The organism is Alishewanella tabrizica (genome assembly GCF_014652375.1).
Classification (GTDB): Bacteria; Pseudomonadota; Gammaproteobacteria; order Enterobacterales; family Alteromonadaceae; genus Alishewanella; species Alishewanella tabrizica.
In genome coordinates this window covers 379,768-397,028 of record NZ_BMYR01000002.1, presented here as the reverse complement: position 1 = coordinate 397,028, position 17,261 = coordinate 379,768, and the positions used below count along the sequence as shown (strand labels likewise).

General features: G+C 46.4%; 7 protein-coding genes. 6 read left to right on the top strand and 1 reads right to left on the bottom strand.

What is annotated here, in order from left to right:
- Window positions 1-7 precede the first annotated feature (7 nt).
- Entirely contained in the window at window positions 8-2,323 is a 2,316-nt protein-coding gene (locus IE070_RS04045; RefSeq protein ID WP_189480710.1) for an ATP-binding protein, read from the bottom strand.
- A gap of 569 nt (window positions 2,324-2,892) precedes the next feature.
- On the opposite strand from IE070_RS04045, the gene gltB reads away from it, so the two are divergent.
- The 6 genes from gltB (at window position 2,893) to IE070_RS04015 (ending at window position 17,197) form a co-directional block, all read left to right on the top strand.
- Window positions 2,893-7,356, top strand: a complete 4,464-nt coding sequence (gltB, locus tag IE070_RS04040; RefSeq protein WP_189480708.1) for a glutamate synthase large subunit — start codon at window positions 2,893-2,895, stop codon at window positions 7,354-7,356.
- Window positions 7,357-7,366: 10 nt separating this feature from the next.
- Window positions 7,367-8,779, top strand: a complete 1,413-nt coding sequence (locus tag IE070_RS04035; protein WP_189480706.1) for a glutamate synthase small subunit GltD family protein — start codon at window positions 7,367-7,369, stop codon at window positions 8,777-8,779.
- 709 nt (window positions 8,780-9,488) lie between these two features.
- Window positions 9,489-12,461: a TonB-dependent receptor domain-containing protein gene (locus tag IE070_RS04030; RefSeq protein ID WP_189480704.1), complete on the top strand. Its 2,973-nt coding sequence runs from the start codon at window positions 9,489-9,491 to the stop codon at window positions 12,459-12,461.
- A gap of 49 nt (window positions 12,462-12,510) precedes the next feature.
- A complete protein-coding gene (gene yfcC, locus IE070_RS04025) occupies window positions 12,511-13,995 on the top strand; it encodes a putative basic amino acid antiporter YfcC (RefSeq protein ID WP_189480702.1) in 1,485 nt (494 codons plus the stop codon).
- A gap of 10 nt (window positions 13,996-14,005) precedes the next feature.
- Complete coding sequence (gene iadA / locus IE070_RS04020; protein ID WP_189480700.1) at window positions 14,006-15,211, top strand: beta-aspartyl-peptidase; 1,206 nt, start codon at window positions 14,006-14,008, stop codon at window positions 15,209-15,211.
- Window positions 15,212-17,197 carry a cyanophycinase gene (locus IE070_RS04015; RefSeq protein WP_189480698.1) on the top strand — a complete coding sequence of 662 codons (1,986 nt, stop codon included), beginning with the start codon at window positions 15,212-15,214 and terminating at the stop codon, window positions 17,195-17,197. It abuts the gene before it with no gap.
- The last annotated feature ends 64 nt before the right edge of the window (window positions 17,198-17,261 follow it).

The window sequence follows — 17,261 nt, the reverse complement described above, 5'->3', positions numbered from 1 at the left end:
TTACCTATCAATACTGTTCAATATATTGTTGCAGAGTAGTTAAATGCTGCTCTGCAGTAAAATGTAAATCTAAAATCCTTCTTTCTAGCCCTGCACGAATTAATGGCGTTTCTTCTAATAATTTAGCTTGCTCTTGCACCCAAAGTAACCCAATTGCCGCTGCAGCACCTTTGAGTTTGTGTGCATTACTTTGTAATTCAGCCTCGTGCTGTTGTACGGCCGCTTCTAGCAGTTTGTTAATATAACCAGGTAAGAGCTGGGCAAACAGCTTAATACTGCGCTGCATGCCTTCTTTACCTAAGGATTGCAAATAACTTTGCAGCGTCAGTAAATCTAAAACGTCTGAATGCGGCTCTAATACCTGTTGTGTATCAAGTCCTCGAGAGGATACCCCACTGCCCTTTTTCTGCCGTTGTAATAAGCTTGGTGCAAACAACTCTAGCAGTAAATAATCTAACTTATCGGTATTAAGGGGTTTACTCAGAACACCATCCAAACGCACATCACTGAGCATATCTTGTGCTTTGCGCACATTTGCACTTAGCATCACTACCGGTAAGTTAACTAATCGGGGTTCTGCACGAATATAACGGGCAATCACATCCCCATCCATATCAGGCAGTTGCATATCGAGTAAAACCAGATCTAATTCATCCTCGGTTTCAAGTAACGCTAAAGCATCTTCTCCCGTATCAGCATGGATCACCGTGTGGCCGCGCTGCTCAAGCAAGGCAATCGCAATATCAGCATTCAACGGCACGTCTTCAACTAGCAATATGGTCAATGAGGGGCAACACATACCAATAGTGTTCATGGGCGCACTCGCCAACACGGCAGGTAACTGTAACGTAAACTGGCTGCCTACGCCTCGCTCACTTTGAACGTTAATACTACCCGACATGGCTTCAATTAATGAACGTGCAACCGATAAACCAATGCCAGAACCGACAATACTCAAACGCTGTCCATCTTGCGATTTGTAGTACATATCAAAAATACGATCTAATTCATGCCCAGCAATACCGATACCAGTATCTGCAATACCAATGCATAACTGCTCGTTTTGCAATGCACAACTCAACGTCACATGCCCCGCACTGGTAAACTTTACGGCATTGCTGAGTAAATTCCATAACACCTGTCGTAACCGCGTCGCATCAAGTAATAAGTAACAATCCAGTTCACCAGACGTCTCCATCACAAAATCTAACCCTTTTTGCTGGCAGATTAGCTGTGCAAAGTTCGCAATATCTTGCAAAAAGCGCTGTAAGTGAACACTCTCATAGATAATATCTAGCTCACGTCTGTCAATTTTATCCAAATCAATAATATCGTTAAAAATATTCCCTAGTGTCTCTGAGCTGGTAAAAATGGTGTTCGCCCAACTGAATTGCTCGGCATTGAGCTCACTGCCTAATAGCCGGCGCGTTAATCCAACAATACCATTTAAAGGTGTACGCAGTTCATGGCTTAACGTGGCAATAAATTGTCCTTTATCCTGGTACGCCTTTTCTAGCGCTTGTTCAGCTAATTTTCGAGACGTGATGTCGCGGCCAAAGCCTAATAAACCGATATAGCGTCCTTGCCGATCATAGAATGGCAAATGCCGCATCTCAAACCACGTTACTACGCCATCAAGTTGTTTAAACTCAATATCTAAGGTTAATTCTGTTTCTGGCGCAGTTTGCTCGTATTCCGATAAAATGGCGGCTTGAGGGCTATCATGCGCATATAACGTGGCTAAGTTCTGGCCGATTAATTCTGCCATTGGCTTTTCCATAATACGCTCAAACATTTTATTACAGCTGGCCAATAACCCTTTCTCATCACGGTAGTAAAACAAATCGGGCGAACTGTCGACGATCGAGCGGATCAATAAACTCTGCTCAGCTAACTCGTGCTCTGTTTTACGCCGTTCACTAATTTCTCGTCGTAATTCCTCAATAGCCCGACGTTTTGCTTGAAATGCTTTTTTCCGCTCTTCAATCTCATAATGTAATTGCCGAATATTTTCTTGCATCGATTGATTAAGTTGGCGCTCCGCTAACGCCGACTCATCCACAAAACGTAGCGCGTCATCTAACTTTAAAACCAAGTAGAACAAAACCGGAAAGACAACCGAGAGTAAAGGTACTATATAAATAAGCAGCAGTTGTAATTCATGCAATACCACTTCTCTAGCGAACACGGCGGTGTAGGCTAAATAACTGAGTAAAATCAGTGTGGACATCAACACAATCAACAATGCACCAAGTTGCCAGCGGCCCCATTGACGTACTCGACTGGCAAAGGCTCTAACTTGAGGATGAACCGGGTTTTGCATAACAACCTAACTTAAATTGAGTAAAGGGTCTTTTTAGCGCTTTGTGTAACGTACTTTCTCATTCGCCAACATCAACAACGGTCACTATACTGATATGTATTGGCATAGCAGATAGAGTAACGGTTATTACCCCGCTTGCCAATGTTGCAGGACATGGAAGCCTGACATCGCTGCCGATTGATTACAAAGTCGATTACGCATAATTATTTGCTCTATGCAGTTAATAGCTTTAATTTATTAAGTGTTTTCTTTTACAGTGCAATTTAATTTCTTATTTAGCATTCAGACCATGCGCATAGAAATAAGCTTAGTGGGTAATTCGGGTAAAAACACAGTGTTTACGCTTGATACGTTCAAGAAATCCTACTTGCAATTTGATAGAAATATCGGTATACCTATTAACCTCTAAATGTATAGACGGCCAAATAAATCAAATAAACGTCCGCAGCACATTGACCTCTACTAGAACAAAAGGTATTTTCTTGTCACGCAAGCAAAAACCATTATAAGAATAATAATTCAAAAAATTTAAATAATTATTTATTTCAGGATAAGTTTGGAGGCGAGTCATGGCGTTATATCACCATAGTCAGGCAAGAGAAAACTGCGGCTTTGGGCTGATTGCGCACCTAGAAGGTGTCGCCAGTCACCGCATAGTCAGAACCGCGATTAATGGGCTGGATCGAATGCAGCATCGCGGCGGCATTTCCGCAGACGGAAAAACCGGTGATGGTTGTGGCTTATTAATGCAAAAACCAGACAGTTTTTTTCGCGCCCTGGCCGATGAATATCAATGGAATCTGGGCAAAAAGTATGGCGTAGGCATGATCTTCCTCAGTCAAGATCCGGTTAAAGCCGCCCTAGCAAAAGAGATCATCAATAAAGAAATCGCCAGAGAAACACTGACGCTTGTCGCATGGCGTAGTGTGCCTATTGACGCAACGGTACTTGGCTCATTAGCACATGATTCAATGCCTAAAATTGAACAGGTTATTGTGAATGCGCCACATGGCTGGGGCGATCATGATTTAGAGCGCCGCCTTTACATGGTGCGCCGTCGCGTTGAACAACAGCTTACTGCTGATGAAGATTTCTATATTCCAAGCTTTTCATCCTTAGTCACGGTATTTAAAGGCTTGATGATGCCGGCCGATTTACCGAAGTATTATCTCGATTTGGCCGATATTCGCATGGAAACGGCCATTTGTGTATTCCATCAGCGTTTTTCTACTAATACGATGCCGCGCTGGAAACTGGCGCAGCCATTCCGCTTTCTTGCGCACAATGGTGAAATCAATACCATCACAGGTAATCGGCAATGGGCGCGCGCCAGACAATATAAATTTGCGTCGCCATTATTGCCCGATTTACAAGATGCCGCTCCCTTTGTTGGCCAAAGCGGCTCAGACTCCAGCTCGCTCGATAATCAGTTAGAATTATTACTAGCTGGTGGTATGGATTTATTCCGCGCGATGCGTTTGCTCGTTCCACCAGCGTGGCAAGGCAATAAGGTGATGGATGATAATCTTAAAGCCTTTTATGAATTTAATTCCATGCACATGGAGCCTTGGGATGGTCCAGCAGGTATTGTTCTGACTAATGGCCAGCATGTTGCTTGTAATCTAGATCGCAATGGCTTGCGTCCCGCTCGCTTTGTAATTACGCGCGACAAACTAATAACACTTGCCTCTGAAGTGGGTATTTGGGATTACACGCCAGATGAAGTGGTCGAAAAGGGCCGGGTTGGGCCAGGTGAGATGTTAGCCATCGACACAACTACTGGCAAAATTTGGCGCTCAGACGAAATTGATGTTGATTTAATGCAGCGTCATACGTACCGCAGTTGGCTAAACGACAACGTGCAGCGGTTAGTACCCTATGAGCAATACGAAACCGATTTAATTGGTAAGCGTGCCTTCACCGACGATGAAATGCTGGTGATGCATAAGCTATTTAACTACAGCTATGAAGAAATTGATCAAGTGGTTACTGTGCTGGCTAAAGATGCACAAGAAGCCGTGGGTTCAATGGGTGATGATACGCCAATGGCAGTATTGTCGAAAAAACCACGTACCTTGTTCGATTATTTCCGCCAACAATTTGCGCAAGTCACTAATCCGCCGATTGATCCATTACGCGAAGCACATGTTATGTCATTAGCGACCAGTATTGGCCGTGAGCATAACGTGTTTAAAGAAACGGCAGGTTATGCTCGACGTATTCAGTTTGAATCACCGGTGCTAATGTACTCTGATCTAAAGCAGTTAAAACAAGCTGATGAAAAGTACTATAAACACCAGATTTTTTCACTCAACTTTGATCCATCAAAACACAGTTTAAAAGAGGCAGTAAGCCTGCTGTGTGCCGATGTGATTACAGCGGTGCGTGAACAACACGTGGTATTGGTGATCCTAACGGATCGTCGAATTGCCCAAGGCTTATTGCCTATTCCAGCAGCAATGGCCGTAGGTGCCGTGCAACAGGCGTTAGTCAATGCACAGTTACGCTGTGATTCGAATATCATTATCGAAACGGCCGCAGCCCGCGATTCACATCATTTTGCCGTTTTAATTGGCTTAGGTGCTACGGCAATCTATCCGTTTTTAGCTTATGAAACGGTTGAGCAATTGGTTGAAAAAGGCAATATCCCACTCACCGCGCGACAAGCAGTGCTCAATTATCGTAAAGGCATCAATAAAGGCCTTTATAAAATTATGTCGAAGATGGGTATTTCAACTGTTGCCAGCTATCGCTGTTCAAATTTATTTGAAGCCGTGGGCATCAACCAGGAAGTGATGCAGCAATGCTTTGCTGATATTCCATCACGTATTAGTGGTGCGGGCTTTACGGATTTTGAGCAAGATGTCCAACAACTGGCCAATATTGCTTGGTTAAAGCGCAAACCCATGAACCATGGTGGCTTGCTTAAGTATGTGCATGATGGTGAATACCATGCTTATAACCCTGATGTGGTGCAAACGCTGCAAAAAGCCGTGCGCAGCGGCAGCTATGAAGATTATCAGCACTACAGTGCCTTGGTAAATCAACGGCCCATTGCTCATATCCGTGATTTATTTAAAGTTAAACAAAACACCCCTAACGTGGCCTTAGATCAAGTAGAAGCGGCAGAACTACTTTATCCACGCTTTGATAGTGCTGCGATGTCCATTGGTGCCTTAAGCCCCGAAGCACATGAAGCGCTGGCAATTGCCATGAACCGCTTAGGTGGCCGCTCTAACTCTGGTGAAGGCGGTGAAGATCCACGCCGTTTTGGCACCGAGAAAAACTCGAAAATAAAACAAGTAGCTTCTGGTCGTTTTGGGGTAACACCACATTACTTGGTTAATGCCGAAGTTATTCAAATTAAAGTGGCTCAGGGTGCAAAACCGGGCGAAGGCGGCCAGTTACCGGGTGAAAAAGTGACGGCTGAAATTGCCCGCTTACGCTACTCTGTTCCTGGTGTTACGCTTATATCGCCACCACCCCACCATGATATTTATTCAATTGAAGATTTAGCCCAGCTAATTTTTGATTTGAAACAGGTTAACCCACAGGCATTGATCTCGGTAAAACTGGTATCCGAACCTGGTATCGGCACTATTGCTACCGGTGTAGCGAAAGCCTACGCAGATCTTATTACTGTATCGGGTTATGACGGCGGTACCGGCGCCAGCCCGCTTACTTCAGTAAAATATGCGGGTAGCCCCTGGGAGCTTGGCTTAGCAGAAGTTCACCAAGCGTTAGTTGAAAACGGCCTGCGCGATCGTGTGCGGTTACAAGTGGATGGCGGTTTAAAAACCGGCCTCGATGTGGTAAAAGCGGCTATTTTAGGGGCAGAGAGCTTTGGTTTTGGTACAGGTCCGATGGTCGCATTGGGTTGTAAATTCCTGCGTATCTGCCATTTAAATAACTGCGCAACAGGTGTAGCCACGCAAGATGCCACCTTACGGCGCGATCACTTCACTGGCTTGCCAGAAATGGTGATGAATTACTTTATCTTTTTGGCACAAGAAGTACGCGAGCTAATGGCGCAATTGGGTGTTACAGAGCTAACGCATTTGATTGGTCGTACAGATTTACTGGAATACCAAACCAGTGAAACGCAAAAACAAAGCCGTTTAGATTTGTCGCCTATTTTGGCGGCAAGTGGCGTAACGTCTGAAAAACCGTTGCATTGTGTACAAAACAATACGCCTTTTGATCCGGGTGTATTAAACCAATTACTGGTAGAAAAGTGCCAAGACATGGTGACACGTAAAACCGGTGGCCAATTACACTTTCCTATCCGCAACACTGATCGCTCAGTGGGTGCCGCGTTATCTGGCTTTATTGCCAAACAGCACGGCAATCAGGGCATGGCGACCGATCCCATCCGCTTAAAATTTATCGGCACCGCTGGACAAAGCTTTGGCGTATGGAACGCAGGGGGCCTACATTTATCACTGCAAGGTGATGCCAACGATTATGTTGGTAAAGGCATGACGGGCGGCCAAATTGCTATCTATCCAGCCAAAGGTGCTAGCTTTGCTAAAAATGGGTTTACTATTGCCGGTAATACCTGTTTGTATGGTGCCACCGGCGGGCGATTCTATGCTGCGGGTCAGGTCGGTGAACGTTTCGCGGTACGCAATTCAGGTGCGCTTGCCGTAGTAGAAGGTACCGGCGATAACTGCTGCGAATATATGACAGGCGGTGTGGTAGTGGTTCTCGGCTGCACGGGTGTTAACTTTGGCGCTGGTATGACTGGTGGCTTTGCCTACCTTCTTGATGAACAAGATGATCTGACGCTACGGTTAAACCCTGAGCTTGTGGAGGCGTTGAATATTGAAATGCCGATCCTACAGGAACACTTACGTAGCCTGTTACATCAACATTTAGAAGAAACCGGTAGCGAAAAAGCGCAGCGGATCCTGAATAATTTCAGCCAATATTTACCTAAATTTAAGCTGATTAAACCTAAAACAAGTGATGTAAATACCTTGCTTGGTCACCGCGCTCGCTCATCTGCTGAGCTGCGTGTACAAGCGATGTAAGGGAGGCGTTATGGCACAGAATGTATACCAATTTATCGATGTTAAACGGATTGATCCGCCAAAACGCACGCACAGTGAGCGAACTATTGAATTTGTAGAAATTTATCAGCCGCTGACCTCTACACAAGCAGCTGGCCAAGCTGATCGTTGCTTGGATTGCGGTAACCCATATTGTGAATGGAAATGCCCCGTGCATAACTACATCCCACAATGGTTAAAACTTGCTAACGAAGGCAAAATTATTGAAGCGGCAGAGTTATCACATAAGACCAATAGCTTACCAGAGGTTTGCGGTCGGGTTTGCCCACAAGATCGTCTTTGCGAGGGTGCCTGTACTTTAAATGAAGGATTCGGCGCCGTAACAATTGGCAGTATTGAAAAATACATTACTGATAAAGCATTTGAAATGGGTTGGCGTCCGGATCTTTCTGCTGTAACTAAAACCGATAAAAAGGTGGCCGTTATTGGTGCAGGACCGGCAGGATTAGCCTGCGCCGATGTGCTCGTTAGAAATGGTATTTCGCCAGTGGTATTTGATCGTTATCCAGAAATTGGCGGCTTACTGACCTTTGGTATTCCACCATTTAAACTGGAAAAAGGCGTGCTGCAATTACGTCGGAAGATTTTTACCGAAATGGGCATCGAATTTCGGCTGAATACCACCGTTGGCGTTGATGTCAGCTTAAATAGCTTGCTAGACGAGTACGACGCGGTGTTTTTAGCGCTGGGGACGTACACCCCGATGAAAGGCGGCTTAGTGAACGAGGATGCGCCTGGCGTGTATGAAGCCCTCCCCTTTTTAATTGGTAATGTGAACAATTTAATGGGATGGCAAACTGAGCATCCATTTGTCAGCTTAAAAGACAAGACTGTTGTGGTGCTAGGAGGGGGCGATACCGCTATGGACTGTGTCCGGACGTCGATTCGCCAAGGTGCTACCAAAGTCAGCTGCGCCTATCGGCGTGATGAAGCAAATATGCCAGGCTCACGCAAAGAGGTGCAAAATGCCCGTGAGGAAGGCGTTGAATTTTTATTCAACTTACAACCACTGGGCATTGAACTTAACAGCGCTGGACAGGTTTGCGGCGTAAAAGTCGTGACAACAGAACTGGGGCCCGCCGATGCAAAAGGGCGTCGTAGCGCAGTCGCGGTTGCCGGTTCAGAGCAAATTTTACCAGCGGATGCCGTGGTTATCGCTTTTGGCTTTCAACCCAGCCCACCACAATGGCTGATTGATATGGGCGTGGCCTTAGATGCCAAAGGTCGTGTTGTTGCCAGTGAAAAAAGCACCTATGCCTTACAAACTAACCAGCATAAAATTTTTGCTGGTGGCGATATGGTATTAGGATCTGATTTAGTGGTAACTGCAATCGCGCAGGGCCGTAAAGCTGCCGAGGGTATCTTAGATTATCTGGAAGTTTAACGGCGAACCGAAAAACACTCACCTGTTTACGTGATTATTGCGGCCTCTTAACGTTAGCCCATGCTGCGGCGTGACGCTAAGAGGCCTTTTACCCGCCTCTAATCAATACCAAAAAAAAATGTTAGCTTATGGCGTTGTTTGTAGGCTTAAATCCTATAACATCATGATACAGCCTGTGCATACTCCCTCTAACTCTTGGTCCTAAACACAACGCTAAGCGGGTGTCTGTATTCGCTAAGATTTATTTTAACAAACGTGCATTTGTTGCTTGACAGTTTTCGATAAGACAAGTAAATCTATTAGTGCGGGTTGGTTATTTAATCGAACCATGATGTAAGTGTACTGCCCAGATGTTTTGGCAAAACGTTTAAAGTTTACGCTATAAATTGTTTGCCCATCCAATATTAACGCATTCTTATTAAGTAGCGATATGTTAAAGAAAGCCATCCAACTCGGATCATATCACTACTCGTCATACTACCTCTCGGAGTGGTTTAACGAGTAGAAACGCACCAGGTTACTTTTGCTTAACCCTGTAATAGGGTGTTACGCATGGTTACCTGCTTCTACTGGTTTTACTCAGCACCACTAAATAAAAAACTAAAAAAGCATTGATGAAGCCTTCAGCTGCATCAGCATTCTTGCGCCTTACAACATTTTACTGTTGGCGTTAGCTATGCGGCTGACTTTATCCCAGGGGTATAAAAATATGACACAATTCACTTCGCTATCATTAGCTATGGCTGCCGCATTTGCTGTAAGTTTTTCTGCCAGTGCACAACAAAATCTGAACAATACCGACATCGACGACACCACTACCGAGCGCATCACTGTTACCGGATCCCGCATTAAAGGTGTGGATCTTGAGGGCGCACAACCCCTTGTTGTGCTTTCAGCTGAAGATATTAAAAACTCAGGCGCCAGTTCTTTATATGAGTTATTACAAGATTTAGGGCAGTTACGCGGAGGCAGTGGCACCTTTTCAACCTCCGAAAGTGGCGCGACGTCAACCTCAACCCCTGCCGGACAAGCAGCAGCCTCATTAAGAGGCTTAGGTCCCGCATCAACCCTAACGCTAATTAATGGGCGACGGGTTGCCGCGTCCTCGTTTGCCGCCGGCACACAAAACTTTGTGGATATTAACAGTATTCCATTAGCGGCCATTGAGCGAGTGGAAATTTTAGCTACCGGCGCCTCAGCGATTTATGGTGCGGACGCCGTTGCTGGGGTTATTAACTACATTTTAAAGAAAGATTACGACAAGGCAGAAGTAAACGTTTCTTATGGTAATAGCACGGCATCAAGTGATGAAGGTACCGCAAACCTGAATATTATTTGGGGACAAGCGCTCGCTGGAGGAAACTTAACCCTGTTCGCCGATATTTTCGATCGCCAAGATTTTCGTTCGACCGATCGGGCCTTCACGCGTGCGCCCATTTTACAGAGTAACTACTCCTATTTACCCAAAGGCACGCCAAATATTTATTATCTATCCACGCTTAGTGGCGATGAAATAGCGACGCCAGGCTGTGCCACTCCGCTTGTTACCACTGAATTTGGCGAACGTATTTGTGCCTACTATCCTAATGAAGATGATGTGCTACGTAGCCCGTTTCAAAGCGCTGCTGCGGGATTAATGTTTAATAAAGACCTATCTTCTACTCTGAATTGGCAAACGGACGTTATTTATACCCGAACCAAATCAACGGCGGTATCTAGCCCCGCACCGATTAATCAGCTAAATGATGCCGAAGGTGCTTGGGCGCCAGAATCATCGCTAGATATTTTCCCGGGTACCACGCGCGATAATAGCTTTATTACGTTTGGTGATGATGACATTTACCTCGATCCCTTTTTATCACCCACGGGCCGCAGACTGTTTGGTTTTCAATTTGATGCGCGTTTTAACACGCCAAGAACCATTGATATAACCACTGAAGCCGTACGTCTAGTCTCTGGTTTATCTGGAACCTATCGAGAATGGGATTGGGAAAGTGCTTTATTACTTTCTCGTTCTAAATCAACGCAAGAGGCTGTTGCAGGGATTTATAATCGCTACAAATACCATGCAGCGATAGCGGGCGAACTTTGTTCAGATAGTAGCATTGCTAGCCGAACTGGCAACACGCTAAGCTGTAATACCGGGGCCAATTTGGTTGGATTATATAATCCGTTCTTACAAAACGACGCAGTAAATGAGGCCCGCTTGGCCTTGGCACAAGAGGTGCCGACACGGGATGGTTTGAGTACACTCTATGGTTGGGACGCTCGGATCAGCGGCGAGCTATTTTCCTTTAATGAGCAAATGGTTCGAGCCGCCTTTGGTGCAGAGCTACGACGCGAAAAAATCACTGACGAACCGTCACTTAATGCGCAGGCTCGCTTTGAAAATAATTATTTAGTCGATGTGTTTGGGTTTGGTTCCAGCCTCTCGTCTGCCAGTCGTAACCAAGCGGCAGTTTTTACCGAAGTATACGTTCCGTTAACCCAACAACTGGAGCTATTGGCCGCAGGACGCTATGATCACTACAACGATTTTGGCGGCACTTTTAATCCGAAAATTGGCTTTACCTATCGGCCTACCGATGAGTTAGTTGTGCGGGCATCTTGGGCTAGCTCCTTCCGCGCGCCCTCTTTAACACAATCCGGGGTGAAATTGCGTACCACCACCGCCCGTTATGATTGCTCAGCCAATGAACTAGTCAATCAATTTTATTGTGGTGGCTTAGGCGGTACCAGTAGCGTTAATGTGTTAGAACTCGGTAATCCGGAGTTAGATGCCGAAACGTCAGAATCCGTTAGTGTGGGCTTTGGCTATAGCCCAACTAGTAATACCACGCTTACCGTTGATTATTGGCAGTTTGATCATAAGAAACTGGTTGATACCGATTTAACTGCTGCCATGGCACGTAGTATCAGAGATGTGACGCAACGACATTGTGGTTTAGTGCCTGAAGGGCAAACAGGTATTTCGTTAAATCCCAATTTAGCGGTGGGACGTGATCGCTTCAATATTTGTCAGGTGCTAGATAGCCAAGGTCGTAATTTAACCAACGCCGACGCCAATATGACGCAAATCCTTAACAATTGGGTGAGCAGTACGCCGGCAAGGATCACCAGCTTGCCATTGCAACGTGATCATGTCATTTTGCTAGACAATGTCGGTCGTCAGCAAGTGAAAGGCATTGATACCCGTTTAAGCCATACTTTTGAACTCCCCCAAGGTAAGCTTGGCGTAGACATCGATTGGACGCACTATTTATCTTTTGAGCGTAACAAAGCGGGCTCAGATGAAATTGAATCACTGGTTGGAACCTATCGCTATCCGCGTAACATTGCCAACTTACGCGTCTCGTGGCGTGCCGATAATTTCAGCACCGGTTTAGCCGCTAATTATACAGCTTCTTATGCAGATGATATAAGCCGCTTACGAACCCGTGATCTAGCCGAGATGGCAGCGCTTGGGGTATTAGATGAAAACGGTGAGCGCGATGTGGCCTCTTGGACCACCTTGCGGGGTTACCTTGGTTACGAATTTACCCGTGCCAGTGTGACCTTCAGCATCGATAACCTACTTGATCGAGATCCACCTAAAGTGTTTGGTACTACACGCGGTTTTGACTCTATTAATCATGACGCGCTAGGAAGAAACTATCGTCTATCCTTTAGTTATTTCTTCTAAAACCGCTGGCTGCCAGTGACTGCTGGCAGCCAACAAATAGGCGACTTTTATGACTGAACCAACAAAAAAACCGGCCAGTATGCCGGACGCTTTTGTCATCCTATTTTTTGTGATGATACTGGCGGCGCTTGCCTCATATCTGGTGCCTGCGGGCAGCTTTAGTCTCACTGAGCTGGCTACGGAAACAACCGGTGCAGCAAAAACCAAAGGCAAGCTAGATCCTGAGAGTTTTCAATTGGCTAGTGACGGCCATAACGGTGTCCCTTTGTTTGCCGAAGGCGGCGAGATAGGCTTTTTTAACTATGCCTTTGAAGGAATGGTATCGGGCTCAAAATGGGGCTCTGCAGTAGGGGTTATTGCATTTATCCTGCTTACCGGCGGTGCTTTTGGGATCATTATGAAAACCGGTGCCATTCATAACGGTATCATCGCGTTAATTGATAAAACTAAGCGCGCCGAGTTTCTCTTTATTCCGCTCATGTTTAGCTTATTTTCGCTTGGCGGTGCCGTGTTTGGCATGGGGGAAGAGGCGATCGCATTTTGTATTATCTTGCTACCGCTGATGTTAGCCCTTGGCTACGATGCCATTACCACTGTGCTGGTGACCTATGTGGCAACACAAATCGGTTTTGCGACGTCATGGATGAATCCGTTTAATGTGGCTATCGCGCAAGGAATAGCCGATATACCCCTGCTCTCTGGTGCATACCTACGGTATTGGATGTGGGGGACCTTTACACTGTTCGGTATTTTCTACACCATGCGTTATGCCTCAAAGGTGAAAGCAGATCCCACGCGTTCGCTCAGTTTTGACACCGATCAACGGCTACGCCAACAACAAAAAGCGACAGTAACCTCAGACTACACGGGATTAGACAGTGTTATTTTAACGGTATTTTTCTTAGGCTTAGTCTGGATCATTTGGGGAGTAACCCAGCGCGAATACTATATCCCCGAAATTGCCAGCCAATTTTTTACAATCGGTGTTGTTATCGCAGTCATCGCTGTTATCGGAAAACGCTTTAGCATGAATGATGCGGCCGATGGCTTTAAACAAGGCGCAGCAGAATTGCTGCCGGCAGCCCTTATTGTGGGTATGGCAAAAGGGATTGTTCTGATTTTGGGGGGAGATAATCCTGAGTCGCCTTCAGTACTCAATACCTTACTGTTTTACTCGGGCCAAGCCCTTGGCGACTTTCCGGCTTGGCTATCCGCTTGGCTGATGCTGGTGATGCAATCGGTGTTTAATTTCTTTGTGGCATCGGGTTCCGGTCAGGCAGCACTAACAATGCCATTAATTGCACCACTCTCTGACATGTTAGGGCTATCAAGGCAAATTGCGGTGCTGGCCTTCCAACTGGGCGATGGCCTAACGAATTGTATTATTCCTACTTCCGCGGCATTAATTGGCTGTTTAGGCGTTGTTCGTGTCGATTGGACCGTCTGGTTTAAATTTATGTGGAAATTACAACTTTGCTTATTTGCGCTCGCCAGCCTGTTTATGTTGCTCGCTGTAGCCATTAAATATCAATAACGAGGTAAACTTGGAACATATTATTCTAATAAAAGGTGCCAGCGTTTTTGCTCCCACTGCACAGGGGATTAAAGATGTGCTGATTGCTGGCAATCGGATTGCCGCAATCAGTGAAAACCTGACGCTGGAAAACAGCAATTTACCGGTTACGGTGATCGATGGCAGCAACAAATTGCTCGTACCAGGTTTCGTCGACTCCTTAGTCCATTATATTGGCGGTGGTGGCGAAGGCGGATTTGCCACGCGTACACCGGAAATGCAGCTTACCGATGCCACGCTTGCCGGAGTCACAACGGCAATAGGTGTTCTTGGCACTGACGCAACTACGCGCACGCTCACCAATCTCTTAGCAAAAGCCCATGCATTAGAAACGGAGGGAATAAGTACCTATTGCCATACCGGCTCTTACGAAATCCCGTGTCGCACCCTTACTGGCCATATTACAGACGATCTTATTTTAATTGATAAAATTATCGGTGTTGGCGAAATCGCCATTAGCGATCATCGCTCATCACAACCCACGCTGAGCGAATTACGTAAAGTTGCTGCTGCGGCAAGAGTTGGCGGCATGTTAGCGGGGAAAAAAGGCATCGTAAGTGTGCACGTTGGCAGTGGCAAAAGCCTACTGCAACCGCTGTTTGACGCAGTCGCAGGCTCTGAATTAAGCCTAAAACAATTCTACCCTACGCATATTAATCGCAACGAAGCCCTGTTTCAGGCAGGATTACGTTTTGCGCAAGCTGGCGGCGTCATTGATTTTACCACCAGTACTACTGCCTATGATTTACAACATGGCGAAGTGGCGGCTGCGGCGGCACTGCAAAGAGCACTCGCGGCGGGGATCCCGGCAATGCAACTCACCATGAGCTCTGACGGTAATGCCAGCTTGCCGATTTACCATGCCAATGGTGAATTAATTGGCCTAGAGGTAGGTAAAGTACAAAGTTTACTAACGGCATTCCAAAGTGCTGTATTGGAGTATCAAGTTGAACTCAGTGCCGCCCTTACTAGCGTAACAGCTGCGCCTGCAAATATTTTAGGGCTAAAACAAAAAGGGCAGCTTGCAGTTGGGAAAGATGCTGATATGCTGCTGCTCAATCGCCACGATTTAAGCCTAGACACCCTATTCGCCAAAGGTCGTTGCTTGGTGAGCGCAGGCAAGCCCGTAGTTTGGGGAACATTTGAAAAGCCACAGCATTGTGCAACAGGAGGTTAAATGCGTTTATCTTGCTTATCATTATTCGTTATTAGTTCATTCGTCAACGCACAACCCCCTCTGAATTCCGAGTCGCAGCTTGAAACGGTAAATACTCAGTACACTGCACGGGTCTTGCAAGAGGTTACCGAGCTTCAAGACATACCTGCAGTAGCACATGAGCCCGTCCTAACAGACGAGCCCAATTCGCCAATTCACGATCCGGCGACTGCCGAAGATGCAGCTCAACCTGTGGTGTCTCTTCCCACGGCAAACTATGATTTAATGTTAATCGGTGGCGGTTTAGCAACCTGCAGCTCAATGTCTGCAGCAAGCTGCGTAGAAAATACCACCTTTAATGAATTGGCTAAAACGGCTAATCGTTACCTGTTACACCCGTCCACCATTCAATTGCTCGCGAATGCCGAGATTTTTAGTGAAGCACGTCGCGATCTGCAGCCACAATTAGTCAGTTTATTCAGTGCTTTACAACAGAAAACCCCTCAGCCGATTAGTGAACAACAATTGATCGCGTTATGGCGAGCAGAAACCGAGAGTGAATCGTCCCCTCAAAGCGGTGAAACGCTGTGGCAGGCACTCTCTGAGCGCGAGCTTAATGCCGTTTTAGATTATCTAGAAGTGCCTACGTTAAGTACTGATGGCAAGTACCGACTCACTGAACAGGTTGATCTGGCACACACTGCAGACACCGAATCGGCTATGCTTTATCGGCAATTTGTGCAACTCGCGGCAGAAAAAGCCGTGACGAAGGGCCGTACCCAACCGAAGATCTTAATTGTTACGGCCTCATCACGTGATCCTTTTGCGGCTGTCGATTTCTATGTTGATGTGTTTCGTCAAGCCGGTGCTGACGCACAGTGGTTGCCTTTAACCGCCGCGATGCAACGCGCACTGTCTGAAAAAAATTGTGATGCCCTACCTCAATATTTAGCCCAGTTACATGGCAGTTATCGGCGCGAACAGATTTATGCCGATCTTTTTGCCAATAAACAGCAACTCTGTAATAAAGGTAGCCAAGCTATAGTTGCCTTGATGGCAGATGCTGATGGGATATTTTTTAATGGTGGCGATCAAAGTCTGACCTATCTGGCATTACGACAGCAGGATGGCTTAGCAACGCCGGAACTGCTTGCGCTGGTGGAGAGCATTAAACAAAAACGACTGATAGTCGGAGGCACCAGTGCGGGCACAGCGGTAATGAGTGGTAATCAATTTACCCCCGAAGCAGCCTTACCCATACCGATGATCACCAATGGTGATAGCTATCATGCACTGCAGTACGGCGCTAAAGCCGCTATGCCGCCATGGCCGGGTTGTCGTACTGAAGCACGCTGCCCAGAACAAATGAGTGAGCGCCAGCTTACTTTCACCGCCGCGGGGGGATTAGGATTGTTTCCACTGGGTATTTTAGATACGCATTTTGCTGAACGTGGACGGCAAGCGCGCTTGTTGGTATTACAACAGGCTACACAAACCCCACTAGGATTTGGCATAGATGAAGCGACCGCGTTATTGGTTGATCTAGGTTTCAAACAAGAAGGGCAACTAGAAGAGCAAATTCAGGGCGAAACTGCAAGCCAAACAGAAGGCCAACTAGAAAGAATTGTCCAGTTAGCGGCAACTGGGGCAGGCGAAGTTTACATTAGCGCACTGCAACCCGACGCAAGCGCCACACAACTGCTGGCTCAAACGTACAGCTTAACAACAGGTGATACCGCTTATTTTCAGCAAGGTACACTGACGTTAATACCTGCAGCGGACAAAACGCCTCTGACGAATACCGCTAGCCCGTTACAAAGCAAAAGCCCCCTGTTTAGCCGCGATCACTATCGCAGTTTAAGTCACTCGCTGTGTCACAGTAACTTTGCCGCGGCGACCATTAGCGAGCCACCTTATCTGATCCGAGTCAGTAAAGATGCTCCCTGTTTGCAAGCGGCCAATGGCAAACTCACTACAACACAACGACTGCGCATCAGCACAGAGTAACCGCTTGACAAGACCCCGTGCGTACTCCTTTACACGGCTTATCGCTCGGGGTTTCTATGCAATC